Here is a 14,503-nt window from a genome sequence, read left to right as displayed (position 1 = left end):
GCCGCACAATAGTGCGCGCCAGTTTCATATTGAAACCCCAACGCATGCGAAGAGGTCTCCGTAGATAGTATCCGGGCAGATAAGGCCAACCAAATGGGTGGCCTTATCTGTTGGCTATAGCGGCGTGCTCCCAGGTTATAGTCGAAGGTATGCGGTTCAGTAAACATCGTAACGCAACAAATCTTCTTCCTGCGCTCGCCTGCGAATCAATCTGCTGTCTTGCTGTATATCCACCATCACCGCCGCGGCCGATAACCTGCCGCAGTAATCATTCATCATTTCCAGACCGTAGGCACCCACGTCAAACAGCGCCAACACATCACCGACCTGTGTAGCGGTGGGTAGCTCGCGCATGCTGGGCTGATGTACCAGCACCTTCTCCAGCAGGGCCTTGTGCTCGAGCAGTTCCGGCTGATCTCGCAACAGCGTCTTTACATATCCCTCACCCTCGATATCGTAGAAGACATCACTGCTGTCACACAGCGGACCCACCACTTTGCACAGGTTCGTGTCGGTGTCATCTGCACGACTGGCGTTGATCATGTGGAAATACCAGCCGATAAAGGCATCAAACAATACGCTGTAACCGGCATCCAGATAGTACATGGTGTGCTGGTTGCGCTCTTTTTGTGCCTCGACGCGGCTGAGCAGGATGCCGGTATCGCTCACCATACTGCGACCCGGTTCCACGATAATTTCGACGGATTCTCCCAGGGCCCGACTGATAGGCGCTATCAGGGTCCGCGACAAGATCCCGAAATCAATTTCCGTACGGTAATTGCTTTTATAGTGTTCAGCGACCGTACTCCAGTTATCTTCCGAGCTGCTGTAGTTTTTTGGGAACCCGCCTCCCAGATTGATATGCTCCAGCGGGTAGGGCAGCAGTTCAGTGACCTCTTTGAAGTAGGCAATCAGGAATGCGGCCTCTCGTTGGTAGGCGCTGATATCCGTTACCTGGGTACCTATATGGGCGTGTACGCCGGTCATCTTCAGATATCGGGGATGTTGGTTGATCAGCGCAATGGCCTGCAACTGTTCTGAGCGGGTCATGCCAAATTTGGATTCGGAGGTGCCTGTCTCCCAACCTGCGGCAGCGCCGCCCTTTATTTCGGGGATAATCCGCAGGGTGATATTCGCTCTCTGCGCGAGTTCCCGTGCTATCTCAAGGATACGCTGAAGCTCGCTGAGGGAATCCACATTGATCGCTTTGATGCCTGCGGCGATCACCTTCCGCAGCTCACTGTCCAGCTTGGCGACTCCATTAAACACCATATCTGTGGCCGGATAGCCGGCGACCATGGCTTTGTGGAACTCTCCCCCAGAGTTGATTTCAATATTGAGGCCCGCATCCTTGAACACCTGCAGCACGGCGATATTTGCGTTGGCCTTGCTGGCAAAACACACCGTCGTATTGCGGTGAACACGGCGAAAATGCTTGAGAATGCTCTCCGCATTCTCTCGCAGCTGCCTTTCAGAAAAGACGTACAGCGGTGATCCATAGCGTTCTATCAGTTCATTGACGTCAACGCCGTCAATATGCAGGCGGCCATCTTTGCTGGTGAGATAATTGCTTCTGGCCCATGGATATAGGGCAACGGCTTGTTTCATCGCATCTGCTCTTTCACGGCCATGCGCGATAACGCACAAGCCGTGTTCTTATCGGCTAGTGTTGATATTTAATGTTTGCAGGCTCAACTGAATCACCCGCTCGCTCAGTTTACGCGCATCGATATGCTCGGCATTGCAAAACATCACGGTCGACAGGCCCAATTCCGGAAAGCGGCTGTAAAAACTTTTGAACCCCACCCAGCTGCCCGAGTGATAAATGGCCGGCTGCCCCTGCAGGTTCCCGTGGAACTGGCCGAAGCTGTAGGTTTCCGGCGTACCCTCTTCCGATGAGTGGTCAGTGTTTTCACCGGGCGTGCTGAATTGCTCAATTAACTGGCTTCCGGTTTTTCCCAACACATTGTGGTAAAAATTCCGGTCCCACAAGATAAAATCTTCCAGGGAAGTATAGACACCACCATCGCCGACCCAATCCAAATTGGTCATATATGTTTCATAGCCACCGCCGGGCAGCTTCAGATAACCATCGGCCCTGCGTGGAATTATCTGGCGGACATTATCGTTGAATAGCGTGTGGGTCATGCCCAGCGGCGCAAAAATATTCTGCGCGGCAAACTGGCTCAAGGTCTGGCCGCTGACCTTTTCCACCAATTGGGACAGCAAGAAATAGCCTAGATTGGAATACTGCCACTGCTCACCAGGCGGCAGTTCCAGATCAGCCTGGCGCACCCGCTGGTAAAACTCGCTGATGGTCCAGTAGTCCTCATTGCCAAAGCGAAACTCAGCACCATCGGCCTTTTTAAATACCGGATGGTCGTAATCACCCATGCCGCCCAGGTGATGAATGATTTGCCTGATCGTTACCTTATGCTGGTATGGGATAAGATCCGGCAGGTATTCGCGGATATCGGCATCGAGGTCGATCTTGCCCTGCTCGGCCAACAGCGCCACTGCCATAGCGGTAAATTGTTTGGACGTGGAACCGATGCGGAAAACCGTTGCGCCGTCGATCGCGATTTTGTATTCCAGGTTCGCCATGCCATAGCCGGCTTTGTGCAGGTAGCGGCCATTGTGAATGACCCCTACCGCGCAGCCCGGCCCGGCCTGCTGCTCGAAGCTTTGGAACAGTGTATCGATCTTACTGCTCAGGGTGCCGCCCGCCTGCGCCGGCACGTCGACCGAATGATCCTCGGCACCTGCTAAAGGGCAGCCGGCGAACGCAAGCAATGCAACGATCGTTTTTCTTCGCCAGGTTCGCATCGCATTCTCCGGATCATTGGGTGTCGATTGTCCGGATCATAGCAATGTCGCGCCAAATTGAGCTACTAACTTTCATGCGGCAACTCTGGGTGTCGAGACAAATGGAATACTTTCAATCACCTAAAGACAAAAGGAGGACATTTAACGGGTGCTTGTTCGGACATGGCATTGGTTCTACTATCGATTGGCCAATGCAGTTCTCGGCATTTTAATAACAACAAAGCTCGCGAGGCGCCCTTGCGAGTGCGGAGAATCCGATTCGTGATAAAGGCATCATTTCGCGCCCTCGCCACCACGGCCTGTTTGTCCTGCGTTTCGGCTTATGCCGGCACCATTATCCAAGATGCCACCGTGTTTGATGGCACCGGCGCCGCCGGGGTGATCACCTCCGTTAAGATTGATGGCAGCCGCATTGTTCAGGTGGGCGACGTCCAATCGCAGGCAGGCGATAAGCTCGTTGATGCCAGGGGACTGGTTTTGGCGCCGGGCTTTATCGACACCCACTCACACCACGAATTTGGCATCGACGACTCACCGGCAGCCATCGAGGCCGTCAGCCAGGGCATCACTACCATCGTTGTCGGGCAGGACGGCAGCTCGCCGGATGAACTGCCGCTCGCCCGGTATTTCGCGCACCGGCAAAGCCACCCTGTCAGCGTCAACATCGCCAGCTACGCGGGGCACAATACTCTGCGGGAAAAGGTCATGGGTCTGGCCAACCGCAAGGCCACGGCCGGTGAAATCCGAAAAATGCAGGACCTGTTACGCGCCGATATGGAGGCGGGCGCACTGGGCCTGTCAACCGGCCTGGAATACGACCCCGGCATATATTCCAGCACTGACGAGGTACTGGCGCTGGCCCACGTAGCCGCTGCGGCGGGCGGCCGCTACATCAGCCATCTGCGCAGTGAAGACCGGTACTTCTGGCAGGCACTGGAAGAGCTGGTAAGCATAGGCGAACAGGCCGGGCTGCCGGTACAGATTTCGCATATCAAGCTGGGTGCATTGTCGCTGTGGGGTCAGGCCGGCAAGGTGCTGGCGCGCCTGGATGCCGCGCGCAAAGCGGGCATAGACGTCAGCGCCGACATTTACCCCTACACCTACTGGCAGTCCACCCTGACCGTACTGTTTCCCGAGCGCAATTTTGAGGACATCGGGGCCGCAGAATATGCCCTGACCGAGCTGAGTACTGCTGACGGCATGCACATCACCCAGTTCGATGCCATGCCGGAATTCGTCGGGAAGACCATTGCCGATGTCGCCGCCATGCGCAACGAGGCTCCAGCGGCCACATACCTGTGGTTATTGAAAATCGCCAAGCAACACGATCCTGCGTTCAACGGCCAGCAGGTCGTGGGTGTGAGTATGAGCGACGCCGACGTGAAGGATTTCATGTCCTGGCCGCACACCAATTTTTGCTCTGACGGGGCATTGAAGGACGGCCACCCACGCGGCGCAGGCAGCTTCCCCCGAATTTTCGGTCACTATGTTCGTGAGGAGAATTCCCTGGACCTGGCAACTGCGATACACAAGGCCACCGGCCTGGCCGCCGAGCATACGGGCATTGCGGAGCGCGGCTATATACGCCCGGGCTTCTACGCCGACTTAGTGCTGTTTAATCCGGCAAGCATCACCGACAGGGCCACCATCGAGGAACCGGGTTTGCCTTCCGTGGGAATAGATACCGTATGGGTCAATGGCAAGGTGGTCTTTCAAAATGAAAGGGCTTCCGGTGCATTGCCTGGCACGGTGATAAGGAGATGAGGCGTGGCGCTATGCTGCGGGCGTCCTGTAGGAACCTGCGCGGCTGCCAGCTAGCCGCGCACAGCGGAACTCAGAGCGGATAGATTGCGGGCTTTGTTGCCAATTTTCGCTTTGATTCCAGGTTCGGCCATGGCGCCGGTGCTCCACTGGACGGCATACCAAAGCGCGCACAAATACCCGTAAATGACCCGCCAGTGGTCGAGCCGCTGCCGGTCGATCGCAGCCACAGGTTCGTTCAGATATTCGCTGAGCAACAACTGCTGTTGTGCCGTGTCCAGCCCGTGCTCTTCCACAATCACTGCCAGATCGTAGAAGGGGTCGCCCATTGCGGCGTACTCCCAGTCGATCGCATACAGATTTCCCCCGCTGGCAGCGATCAGGTTTGTTATCAGTAAGTCGTTGTGACAAAGGCGGGCACCGCGACTCAACGCCCCGGCCGCAGTGATATGCCACTGGACTTCCTGCGCCAGCGCGCGCAGCGCCGGAGTGAAATCCGCCCGGTCATCGATCGACTGCCAGTAATTGGCCGCCTTAGCGTTGATATCCAGTTTTGCGTCGATGTCCGGCAATGCATGGATGCTGCGCACTAGCCGCGCTAGTCGCCGCAGTGCGCCAGCACTGCCCATATCCCAGGGCCCGCCAGGAAGGTAGCGGGTAACCAGATACTGCTGCTGCGGATCACAGTAAATCAGCGGGGCACAGATTCCGGCGTTATTTGCGCGCAGGAGCGCCTGATGTTCCGCGGTGCGGTTCAGATCGAGCGACGCACTGATCGCGGAGTTAATGCGCAACACCAGCAGGTCATCGCCAGCCTCGAGCAGGAAGCTCCGGTTGGTCAAGCCGCCGTCCAGCGGCTTGACTACGGTGGGTGTGGATGCGCTCCAGTTCCGCCAGTCGGGCGGAATAATGTCTAGACAAGAGTCGGTCATCTCGATGCCATCACCGCTGCGGTACAGGCTCGATGCTCGACGGGGGCAAGGCAGAGTCTCCCGCTACCGCGCCACCGGCAAGCTGTTCCCGCCGGTAGATGGCCCGCCACTGAAAAAAACCGACGATCACGATGATCACGTAGAGCACAAACAGCAGCGCGGTCAGGTAGAGTTCCCGGTCGAGATACAGATAGATGGAGATGCCGTCGACCACTATCCAGTAGAGCCAGTTTTCCAGCACCTTGCGCGTCACCATATAGGTGGTGACGACTGCGCCCCATGTGGTGAAGGAATCCAGATAGGGCAGGGCGGCGCCGGTGGAAGATTCCAGCAGGTAGCCAAACACCATTGTCAGTGCGCCGACACCCGCGAATACCAGCAGATGAGTGCGCAGTGGCCAGCGGTGAATTTTCAAATCCTGCTGCTCGCCGCGGCTGTGCCGCCACTGCCACCAGCCGTAGACGGCCATCAACAGGTAGAACACCTGCAGCGCGGACTCCATCAGCAGGCTGACGTCCCAGAACAGGAACAGGTAGATCAGCGTGCTGGCGAGGGCCGCATACCAGCAGCTGATTTTCTCTTTCATCGCCAGCAGCAGGTAGGCCAGGGCGAGGATGACCGCGGTAATTTCCCACAGGGACATGGCCGCCAGGGAGGCGGCGATGGCGCTGCCGATTTCTGCGTTAAACATCGCTTGCTGCCGGCGCCAGGTCGCCGTCGATAAATTTGCACACAAAGATGGCGCGACCGTGTTTCTCGTAGGAGGTGCGCATTTCCTCTTTCAGCATGTCCATCAGCAGATCGTAATCGCCGAACACCTGGGTGCTCATGGTGTTGGTGAGCACGCGCAGGCCGGGGTGGCCGTTCAGGCGGTCGATAAAGTCCTGAATGCCGGGGATGTACTCGTCCTTTAGCGGGTACATGCTGATTTCTACCGAGAGTTTCATAAGGGCATCTCTTAAATTGAGAATTTGCATTTGGGCGTAGGGTGCGCCGTGCGCTCCCTACGCGGTGGGGCCCGGTGTCGCCGATCCCCAATCGCCTGCAGGGCAGGCTCCCACAGGAGGCCGGCGGGTCAGTGCCGAGCCCCGCATTTGGGTTAGAAGGTGTAGGTTCCGCTTATACCCGCCACGCGCGGCTCCCCGTACTGGTAGTAGGCCTCCGGTGCATAGTCGCTGGCGGGGTTGTTGCCGAACTGGTTGCTGAAGTAGAAGCCGCGGGTGTAGTAATCCTCGTCCGTCAGGTTTCTGCCCCAGAGCGCCAGCTCCCAGTTTTCGCCCAGGTAGGTCAGGCGCGCGTTCAGCAGTTCGTAGGCGGTGGATTTCTCGTCGTGGCTGTTGGAGAAATAGAAGGCGTCTTTGCCCTCCACTTCCAGGCGCAAAATCAGATTCGGCGTGAATGAGTATTCGGTGCCGGTGAAGAACTGGTAGTTGGGTGCATGGGCCAGGTCGCGGCCGTCGAGATCCACCGGTGCCAGTGCAATGCCATTCCAGTCGTCCCGCGCATCGACGTGGGACGTGCTGACAAAGTTTTCGAACTCTGCGTTCAGCCAGCCCGCGGACGCGAACAGGCGCAGGGATTCGCTGGCGAGATAGTTCAGCTCCACTTCCAGGCCGCTTGTGTTGCCGCCGGCGGCGTTGGTCAGATAGTCGTCGAAAGAGAAATCACTCGGGTCGAAGATCGACTGCTTGGCCTGTACGTCGCTGCGGTCCTGGTAGAAGGCCGCCAGTTGCGCCTGCAGGCGGTTCTCCAGCCAGGCACCTTTGAGGCCGAGTTCGTAATTGAGCATCTGCTCCGTGTCGAACTCAAACTGGTCGCGGCGGATGTCCGGGTTGCTGGCGGAAGCGGAGATGATACCGGCGTTGACGCCGCCCGCCTTGTAGCCGCGGGAGACGGTGCCGTAGACCAGCGTGTTGTCGCTGGTGCGGTATTCCAGTGTGACGTTGCCGCCCCACAGGTTTTCGTTCTTGTCCGCAGCCACCGCCAGCGAATCCGCATAGTCGGCATCGCGCTGCTCGAACCTGAGCCCGGTTACCAGCGCGAGCGCCGCGCTTATTTCGGTTCTTAGCTGGCCGTAAATTGCCGCGTTCTGTGTATCGAATTCACTGGTGAAGCGCTCATTTGGCTGAAGGCCCTGGTTGCGCTCCAGGTTCTCGCTTTCATCGCGGACGTAAACGCCGGCCACCCAGCTGCTGCGGCCGCTGAAAAGTTTGGAGGCTTCTGTCGACAGCAGGCGCAGGTCGGCGCTCAGGTTGTCTCTGTCGCGCAGATAGTTGTCGGTGGAGCTGTATTCGTAGGGGTGGAAGCCGACGTAGGTCCAGTCTTCGTCGTAGCCGTACTCGGTATCCGAGTTGGCTGCGCTCAGCGTGCTCTCCAGCGTGAACAGTTCACTGCCGGACCAGCGCGCGATCAGCGAGCCGGCCAGGGTTTCCTGGCGGTCCCAGCCCGGCTGGTCTGAGAGGGTTTCGCGGGTGTTGTAGAGCGAGAAGGCATCGTAGCCGTTGTCGGCTTCGAGATAGAGCGCGGCGAAATCCAGTTGCAGATCGTCGCTCGCCCGATAGCGCAGTTTGCCGCGCGCCACCGACTCGTCGACCTTGTTGGTGTCACTGCGATCGAGATGATAGTTGTCGATAAAGCCGTCGGACTGCTGGTTGCGCGCGGCGATGCGGTAGCTCAGCTTGTCGGTCAGCGCGCCGCTGCCGACCGCGGACAGGGTGCGGCCGTTGTACTCCGCCACTTCCGCGGAGACTTTGGCTAGCGGTTCGCCGGTGGGCGCTGCGCTGGTCATGCTGATCAGGCCGGCCAGCGCATTGGCGCCGTACAGGGTGCCCTGCGGGCCGCGCAGAATTTCTGCCTGCTCGATATCCAGCGTGCTGGCGGACAGGCCGAGGCCGGTGAAGTCGATGCCATCGATAATCAGGCCGACCGACGGATTGACCGGGTCGATAAACTGACTGCGCTCGCCAATACCGCGGATCTGCACAAACCGCCCGCGCGACGCGCCGGCGGCGAAGTTGACGTTGGGAGCCAGGTTCAGCAGCTGCTCCAGATTGCTGGCGCCGCGCGCATTGATCGCGGCTTTGTCCAGCACGCTGACGCTGGCGGGCAGGTCGAGCTGGCTGGTGTCGCGCAGCTCGCTGGTAACGGTGATTTCCTCCAGGCCGGTCAGGCCGGTGCTGCTCCGCTCGGCCGCCGCGGCGGTGCCGGCAGTTCCGCCGGACAGACAGACGGCCAGTCCGACGGACCAGGCAATCGGTTTTATTCTCGATGGGTGATTCATGGTTCTCTCTCAAGGGAAGCTGGAGTGAAAGAGACCCGGGGTGCGACGTGAGGAGGTTTTTTCGAGTACTGACCTATTCCTACGCCGGTATTAACCGGATCAGGTTCAAGGGTTTGCTCATGGAGCATCTCAGGCCTTAAAAACCACTTCATAACTACTGCGCGTGTGCCTGGCGGCGCCCAGCGGTGCTCGGCGTGCTCATGTACTTATGTACATTCCGCTGCCTGCGCTCCGGTGATCACCACCAGACACCCGCTCGCTACGTTATGAAATGGCTTTTTGCCACCCCTTAGGTGTTGCGGGCGAGATGATAGCAGAAGTTTTCTGCAGACGTTATGGAGGGCACTGTAGGAGCGGCGCCGCTTTATTCCAGCAATCCGCCGGCGCGGGCCATGACGTGGAACACGTAGTTCTGCTCGTGGGTGCCGCTGATCAGGTGCGCACCGGGCCCGCTGGCCCAGATACCCACATCCTCGCCGCCGTGGGATTCCGATGCCAGCGGCACCAGCGCCTCCTGGTGGAAGCCGGGACTGGTGGTGTCGACCTCAGTCAGGTCCCTGCGGCCGGCGTCGACCTTGTGACCGTAGCGCGCGTCCGCGTCCGTCTCATCGCCCAGCTCCGCATAACCGAAACCGTTGCCGTAGCCAATGGTGGTGTAGGGCAGGCCGTCCGCGGCCAGGCTCGGCGCCGTCTCCGGCTGGCCGCTGCCGTCGTTGGCCACCACCTTGCCGAGTATCGGATTGCCGCGGGTCGGGTAGCCGGCGATGGTCATCACGTGGCTGTGGTCGGCGGTGACCAGGATCAGCGTGTCCTCGGGATTAGTGCTGTCCATCGCCACCTGCACGGCCCTGGCGAACTCCACCGCGTCGCTGAGCGCGTTGTAGGCGCTGCCGGCGTGGTGGCCGTGGTCGATGCGGCCGCCCTCCACCAGCAGGAAGTAGCCATCTTCGTTCTTTTGCAGGAACTTCAGCCCCTTGGCGGTCATCTCGCTCAGCGACGGCTCGCCGGCCTTGTCGTTTCCGCGGTCCGCCTCGTAGTGCATATGGGAGGCGTTGAACAGGCCCAGCAGCTTGTCGGTGCCGGCGATATCCAGTGCGTCGAATCCGGCCCGGTCCTCGATATAGGCGGTCTTGATGGCGCCCGCGGCGTAGCGCTGCTGCCACTCCTCGACCAGGTTGCGGCCGTCCTCGCGCTTGCCCTTGTCGCCCTCGAGATCGGTGACGCTGTCGGGCAGGAAGGCGCGGCGGCCGCCGCCCATGATCAGGTCGATGCCGTCGCCGGCCTCCAGCGCCACCAGCTGTGCGGCGATATCGCGACAGCCCTGCGGCGCCTGGGATTCCCAGCCGCGCTCCGGCACCTTGGCGTAGGTAGACGCCGGCGTGGCGTGGGTGATGCGCGCGGTGCTGATAATGCCGCTGCTCTTGCCGCGCAGCTCTGCCAGCTCCAGCACCGTGGTCAGCGGCTTTTCCAGGCTCGCCGCACAATCGCCGCGCGCCACATCCTCGGCCACGCTGAGCACGCCGGCCTTGGTCTTTACGCCGGTGACCAGGGCGGTGGCAGTGCCGGCGGAATCCGGGGTCTGCTGGTTGGTGTTGTAGGTTTTGATCAGGCCGGCGAAGGGCATCTTCTCGAAGCTGAGCTGGTATTCCTCGCCGTCGAGTCCCTGCCGCTGGCCGGCCAGGATGCGCGCGGCGGTGACGGTGGAGATGCCCATGCCGTCGCCGACAAACAGGATGATATTTTTGGCCGCGCCACGCGTGTTGTTGATCGGGCGCCGTCTGGCGGACTCGACCGCCTGCCGGCCGTCGCTGAACCAGGCGCTGTCACGCTGGTGGGGGGAGAGGGCGGATCTATTTGTTGAGGGTGTTGTTGAGTTTGCGCTGATGGTGGTTTCAGTGACGGCCTCGCCCGGCGATGCCTCACCCTTGTTGCACGCGGCGACCATCGAGGCGACAGACACCGCCAGTGCCAGACTTGCGAACTTTACCATTCCCCCTCCCGAATAATGCTTTGCGCCCGCCGTGCCGCGGACGGACATCAAGCTATACAAAAACTAAAAGTAAAAAAGAAAAAATATCGCGGCGATTTTACGACGGCATTGTTACAAAAACGTGCGCTCGTTCAGCCGATGATTTTCACCGCGCTCTCATCCGGATCGCGGCTCTTGCCCGCCGCGCGCAGGCGCCGCAGATAGTCATCCCAGTTGGATGGGTAATTTTCGCCGAGCTCGCGCAGGTATTCCCAGGTATAGATGCCGGTGTCGTGGCCATCGTCGAAGTTTATTTTCAGCGCGTAGCGCCCGGCGGCCTCGACCTTATCAATGCCCACATGCATTTTCCCGCTGACCAGCACCGGCTCTGCTCCGCCGTGGCCGCGCACCTCGGCGCTGGGGGAGAAGACGCGCAGGTACTCCGCCGGCAGCGTGAATTCGGCATCGGCGAATACGATCTGCAGGCTTTTCTCTGCACGGCTCAGTCGGATTTTTTGCGGCGCTGCCACAGACGGGACTCTCCAATTGATGTGGAAGCCTGCCCTGCAGGCGATTTACCCGGCACCGGGTAATCGCGCGCGGGCTTCGCTCCCACAATATCTACCGGATGCCGGGGTTCACAGGATAAAGCGGGACAGATCTTCGTCCCGAGCCAGCTCACCGAGGTGGCTGTCTACATAACTGCCGTCGATGGTCACCTTCTTGTCGCCGTCGCCGGCGTCGAAGGAAATCTCCTCCAGCAGCCGCTCCAGCACCGTGTGCAGGCGGCGCGCGCCGATATTCTCGGTGCGCTCATTGACCTCGAAGGCGACCTCGGCGATGCGGCGGATGCCGTCCTCGGTAAATTCCAGCTGCAGGCCCTCGGTGGCCAGCAGGGCCTTCTGCTGCTCGGTCAGCGACGCCGACGGCTCGGTGAGAATGCGCTGGAAATCGCCGGATGTGAGGGAGTCCAGCTCGACGCGAATCGGCAGCCGGCCCTGCAGCTCCGGAATCAGGTCCGACGGCTTCGACAGGTGGAAGGCGCCGGAGGCGATGAACAGGATATGGTCCGTCTTGATCATGCCGTACTTGGTGGTGACGGTGCTGCCCTCGATCAGCGGCAGCAGGTCGCGCTGCACGCCCTCGCGGGACACGTCGGCGCCGCCGGTCTCCTGGCGCTTGGCCACCTTGTCGATCTCGTCGAGAAACACGATGCCGTTTTCCTCGGCGGCGCGGATAGCGCGGGACTTCACGTCCTCGTCGTTGACCAGCTTGGCCGCCTCCTCATTGGTGAGCTGCTTCAGGGCCTGCTTGACGGTGAGCTTGCGCTTCTTGGTCTTGCCCTGGGACATATTCGAGAAGAGGCCCTGCAGTTGATTGGTCATCTCCTCCATGCCGGGCGGCGCCATGATCTCCACCCCCATGGGGGCGGCGGCCATGTCGATCTCGATTTCCTTGTCGTCCAGCTGGCCCTCGCGCAGCTTCTTGCGGAACAGCTGGCGGGTGCTGGAATCCCTGTCGCCGGGCTCGGTGGAGCGCGCCGGCGGCAGCAGCGCGTCGAGGATGCGCTCCTCGGCGGCGTCCATGGCCCGCTGCTGCACGCCTTCCATGGCTTTCTCGCGCTCGAGCTTTACTGCCATCTCCACCAGGTCGCGCACGATGGATTCGACATCGCGGCCGACATAGCCGACCTCGGTGAACTTGGTCGCCTCGACCTTGATAAAGGGCGCGCCGGCCAGCTTGGCCAGGCGGCGCGCGATCTCGGTCTTGCCGACCCCGGTGGGACCGATCATCAGGATATTCTTCGGGGTGATTTCCGCACGCAGCTCCTCGCTCACCTGCATGCGCCGCCAGCGGTTGCGCAGCGCAATGGCCACGGCGCGCTTGGCGTCCTGCTGGCCGACGATATGGCGGTCGAGTTCGTGGACGATTTCGCGGGGGGTCATCTGGGATTCGGACATAGGAGTTCTCGGTTTAAGTGCGGTGGCGGCCGGTCACCGGGGCAAGGGTTTCGGAATCGCTGTAAATACATCCCTGTACGCTCCGGCGGCGACATCCCTGCGCCGACGGTTCCGAAACCCTTGCCCCGGCGCCCGACCTTCACATCGGGCCTGTGCGCTTTCTAGTAGCTCAGTTCTTCGATGGTGTGATTCTGGTTGGTGTAGACGCAGATATCGCCGGCGATCTTTAGGCCCTGCTCGACGATGGTGCGCGCGTCCATATCCGTGTTGTCCAGCAGCGCGCGGGCGGCGGACTGGGCGAAGGGGCCGCCGGAGCCGATGGCGATCAGGTCGTCCTCCGGCTGGATCACGTCGCCGTTGCCGGTGATGATCAGGCTGGCGGTGGCGTCGGCCACCGCCAGCAGCGCCTCCAGCCGGCGCAGGGCGCGGTCGGTGCGCCAGTCCTTGGCCAGCTCCACCGCGGCGCGGGTCAGCTGGCCGCCATGGGCCTCCAGCTTGGCTTCGAAGCGCTCGAACAGGGTGAAGGCGTCGGCGGTGCCGCCGGCGAAACCGGCGATGACCTTGTTGTCGTGCAGGCGGCGCACCTTGCGCGCATTGCCCTTCATGATGGTGTTGCCCATGGAGACCTGGCCGTCGCCGCCGATCACGACTTTGCCGTTGCGGCGGCAGGAGAGAATGGTGGTTCCGCGATACTGTTCCACTGGGGGCCTCTTACAGGGGAATTCGGTTGAGAGTCAATAAGTGAGGTCGGCGGGGCGGAATTTCAACCGAGGTGGCTATAATGCGCGCTGCTGTATCTTCGCGGAGTATTCCCTTGGCCTCCCTGTCCTCGCGCCACTACACCCTGGTATTCGCCCTGATCATGTCCTGCCTGATGTCGCTGCTGATGTCCGGCGTGATCACCTTCATCAACACCGGCCTGGACGCCGGCTTCCCGCTGCGCTGGCTGCGCGCCTGGCTGGTGGCCTGGGTGGTGGCGTTTCCTCTGGTGTCATTCATCGCGCCACTCGCCCACCGGCTGACGCGCAGATTCGTGCAGGCGAAAGAGCTTTAACCTTAAGCAGAGGCTAGCCCGACAGGCGCTTAGGATTTGGCCGGGCGCTTGAGCACCAGCGGCATCAGCTTGTGATCCGCCAGCACTTCGCGCGCCTTGGCGACGCGCGAGCGGCTGGTGTAGGGGCCGACCAGTACGCGATGCCAGGTGCCGCGGCTGTCGGTGGCGGTCTCCACCTTCACGTCCAGGTTGGCCAGGGTCAGCTGGGCGCGCAGCCGCTCCGCCTCGGCCGCCTCGCGGAAGGAGGCCGCCTGCAGAATGTAGACCAGGGCGGGCTCAGCGGCGGGCGACTCCGCGGTTGCGCTCTTGCTGCCGGAGTCGCCGCCGGATGTGGCACTGTGCCGCGCCGGCTTGGCGGTTTTCGGCGGCGGTACCGACACCTCGTTTTCCTGCAGCAGGGTGTAGAAATCGAAGCGCGGTGCGTCGGGCTGCTCCTCCGCCTGCTTGGCCGGCGGCTGGCGCTTGGTGATGGCGGCGGGCTTGCCGTCCTCCTTGAGGCCGTGCAGGAAGATCAGGAAGACCACGAAGCCGCCGACGAAATTGCCCAGTACGAACCAGACCCAGGCGGGTTTGCCCGCGGAACTGCTGCTGCGGCGGCTGGCGTTGCGACGGCTCATGGAAGTCTCTTTCCTTTTTCTAATTCACTCTCTCGTCAGACGGAAATTGTAACGCCAATCGCCCCCTCCGCGGTGAGTCTGGCGCAAAATAGCGCGCACCCCG

The 14,503-nt window shown here is 60.8% G+C and carries 13 protein-coding genes and 1 riboswitch; of the genes, 2 read left to right on the top strand and 11 right to left on the bottom strand.

Annotation, left to right across the window (positions count from 1 at the left end; translation table 11 throughout):
* Positions 1–156: 156 nt before the first annotated feature.
* Together lysA and RRF64_RS12755 are read right to left on the bottom strand one after the other, a co-directional pair.
* Entirely contained in the window at positions 157–1,608 is a 1,452-nt protein-coding gene (lysA, locus tag RRF64_RS12760) for a diaminopimelate decarboxylase (RefSeq protein WP_323846271.1), read from the bottom strand.
* Positions 1,609–1,656: 48 nt separating this feature from the next.
* Complete coding sequence (locus RRF64_RS12755; RefSeq protein ID WP_323846270.1) at positions 1,657–2,826, bottom strand: serine hydrolase domain-containing protein; 1,170 nt, start codon at positions 2,824–2,826, stop codon at positions 1,657–1,659.
* Between the two features lie 261 nt (positions 2,827–3,087).
* Here RRF64_RS12755 and RRF64_RS12750 point away from each other — a divergent pair, with 261 nt between their 5' ends.
* Positions 3,088–4,590, top strand: coding sequence for an N-acyl-D-amino-acid deacylase family protein (locus tag RRF64_RS12750; RefSeq protein ID WP_323846269.1), 1,503 nt, complete (start codon positions 3,088–3,090; stop codon positions 4,588–4,590).
* Between the two features lie 50 nt (positions 4,591–4,640).
* On the opposite strand, the gene RRF64_RS12745 is transcribed toward RRF64_RS12750, so the two are convergent.
* From RRF64_RS12745 to hslV, 8 genes are all read right to left on the bottom strand, one after another.
* Entirely contained in the window at positions 4,641–5,519 is an 879-nt protein-coding gene (locus RRF64_RS12745) for a choline kinase family protein (RefSeq protein ID WP_323846268.1), read from the bottom strand.
* Positions 5,520–5,529: 10 nt separating this feature from the next.
* Positions 5,530–6,210, bottom strand: a complete 681-nt coding sequence (pnuC, locus tag RRF64_RS12740) for a nicotinamide riboside transporter PnuC (RefSeq protein ID WP_323846267.1) — start codon at positions 6,208–6,210, stop codon at positions 5,530–5,532.
* The gene (locus RRF64_RS12735) at positions 6,203–6,466 is read right to left on the bottom strand and encodes a hypothetical protein (RefSeq protein WP_323846266.1); all 264 of its coding nucleotides are present in this window, start codon (positions 6,464–6,466) and stop codon (positions 6,203–6,205) included. The genes pnuC and RRF64_RS12735 overlap by 8 nt, the downstream gene beginning before the upstream one ends.
* 152 nt (positions 6,467–6,618) lie before the next feature.
* A complete protein-coding gene (locus RRF64_RS12730) occupies positions 6,619–8,799 on the bottom strand; it encodes a TonB-dependent receptor (protein ID WP_323846265.1) in 2,181 nt (726 codons plus the stop codon).
* Between the two features lie 59 nt (positions 8,800–8,858).
* Positions 8,859–8,960, bottom strand: a riboswitch (TPP riboswitch).
* A gap of 203 nt (positions 8,961–9,163) precedes the next feature.
* Positions 9,164–10,789, bottom strand: coding sequence for an alkaline phosphatase (locus tag RRF64_RS12725; RefSeq protein WP_323846264.1), 1,626 nt, complete (start codon positions 10,787–10,789; stop codon positions 9,164–9,166).
* A gap of 131 nt (positions 10,790–10,920) precedes the next feature.
* Positions 10,921–11,298: a gamma-butyrobetaine hydroxylase family protein gene (locus tag RRF64_RS12720; protein ID WP_323846263.1), complete on the bottom strand. Its 378-nt coding sequence runs from the start codon at positions 11,296–11,298 to the stop codon at positions 10,921–10,923.
* A gap of 108 nt (positions 11,299–11,406) precedes the next feature.
* A complete protein-coding gene (hslU, locus tag RRF64_RS12715; RefSeq protein ID WP_323846262.1) occupies positions 11,407–12,729 on the bottom strand; it encodes an ATP-dependent protease ATPase subunit HslU in 1,323 nt (440 codons plus the stop codon).
* A gap of 161 nt (positions 12,730–12,890) precedes the next feature.
* Entirely contained in the window at positions 12,891–13,430 is a 540-nt protein-coding gene (gene hslV / locus RRF64_RS12710; protein WP_323846261.1) for an ATP-dependent protease subunit HslV, read from the bottom strand.
* 113 nt (positions 13,431–13,543) lie between these two features.
* On the opposite strand from hslV, the gene RRF64_RS12705 reads away from it, so the two are divergent.
* Positions 13,544–13,783 (top strand): DUF2798 domain-containing protein, encoded by a 240-nt coding sequence (locus tag RRF64_RS12705; RefSeq protein WP_323846260.1) that lies wholly within the window; start codon positions 13,544–13,546, stop codon positions 13,781–13,783.
* 29 nt (positions 13,784–13,812) lie between these two features.
* Here the strand turns inward: RRF64_RS12705 and RRF64_RS12700 are convergent, their stop codons facing one another.
* The gene (locus tag RRF64_RS12700; RefSeq protein WP_323846259.1) at positions 13,813–14,400 is read right to left on the bottom strand and encodes an SPOR domain-containing protein; all 588 of its coding nucleotides are present in this window, start codon (positions 14,398–14,400) and stop codon (positions 13,813–13,815) included.
* Between the last annotated feature and the right edge of the window lie 103 nt (positions 14,401–14,503).

Source organism: Microbulbifer magnicolonia, assembly GCF_035117725.1.
In the GTDB taxonomy this organism is placed as follows: domain Bacteria; phylum Pseudomonadota; class Gammaproteobacteria; order Pseudomonadales; family Cellvibrionaceae; genus Microbulbifer; species Microbulbifer magnicolonia.
Note: the sequence above shows the minus strand (reverse complement) of the source record. Positions and strands in the feature narration are given on the sequence as shown.

Bases quoted from the DNA above. Each gene is read 5' to 3' on its own strand.
- RRF64_RS12755 (WP_323846270.1), bottom strand. From the start codon at position 2,826: ATGCGAACCTGGCGAAGAAAAACGATCGTTGCATTGCTTGCGTTCGCC.
- RRF64_RS12730 (WP_323846265.1), bottom strand. From the start codon at position 8,799: ATGAATCACCCATCGAGAATAAAACCGATTGCCTGGTCCGTCGGACTG.
- hslU (WP_323846262.1), bottom strand. From the start codon at position 12,729: ATGTCCGAATCCCAGATGACCCCCCGCGAAATCGTCCACGAACTCGAC.
- RRF64_RS12700 (WP_323846259.1), bottom strand. From the start codon at position 14,400: ATGAGCCGTCGCAACGCCAGCCGCCGCAGCAGCAGTTCCGCGGGCAAA.
- RRF64_RS12725 (WP_323846264.1), bottom strand. From the start codon at position 10,789: ATGGTAAAGTTCGCAAGTCTGGCACTGGCGGTGTCTGTCGCCTCGATG.
- pnuC (WP_323846267.1), bottom strand. From the start codon at position 6,210: ATGTTTAACGCAGAAATCGGCAGCGCCATCGCCGCCTCCCTGGCGGCC.
- RRF64_RS12735 (WP_323846266.1), bottom strand. From the start codon at position 6,466: ATGAAACTCTCGGTAGAAATCAGCATGTACCCGCTAAAGGACGAGTAC.
- RRF64_RS12745 (WP_323846268.1), bottom strand. From the start codon at position 5,519: ATGACCGACTCTTGTCTAGACATTATTCCGCCCGACTGGCGGAACTGG.
- lysA (WP_323846271.1), bottom strand. From the start codon at position 1,608: ATGAAACAAGCCGTTGCCCTATATCCATGGGCCAGAAGCAATTATCTC.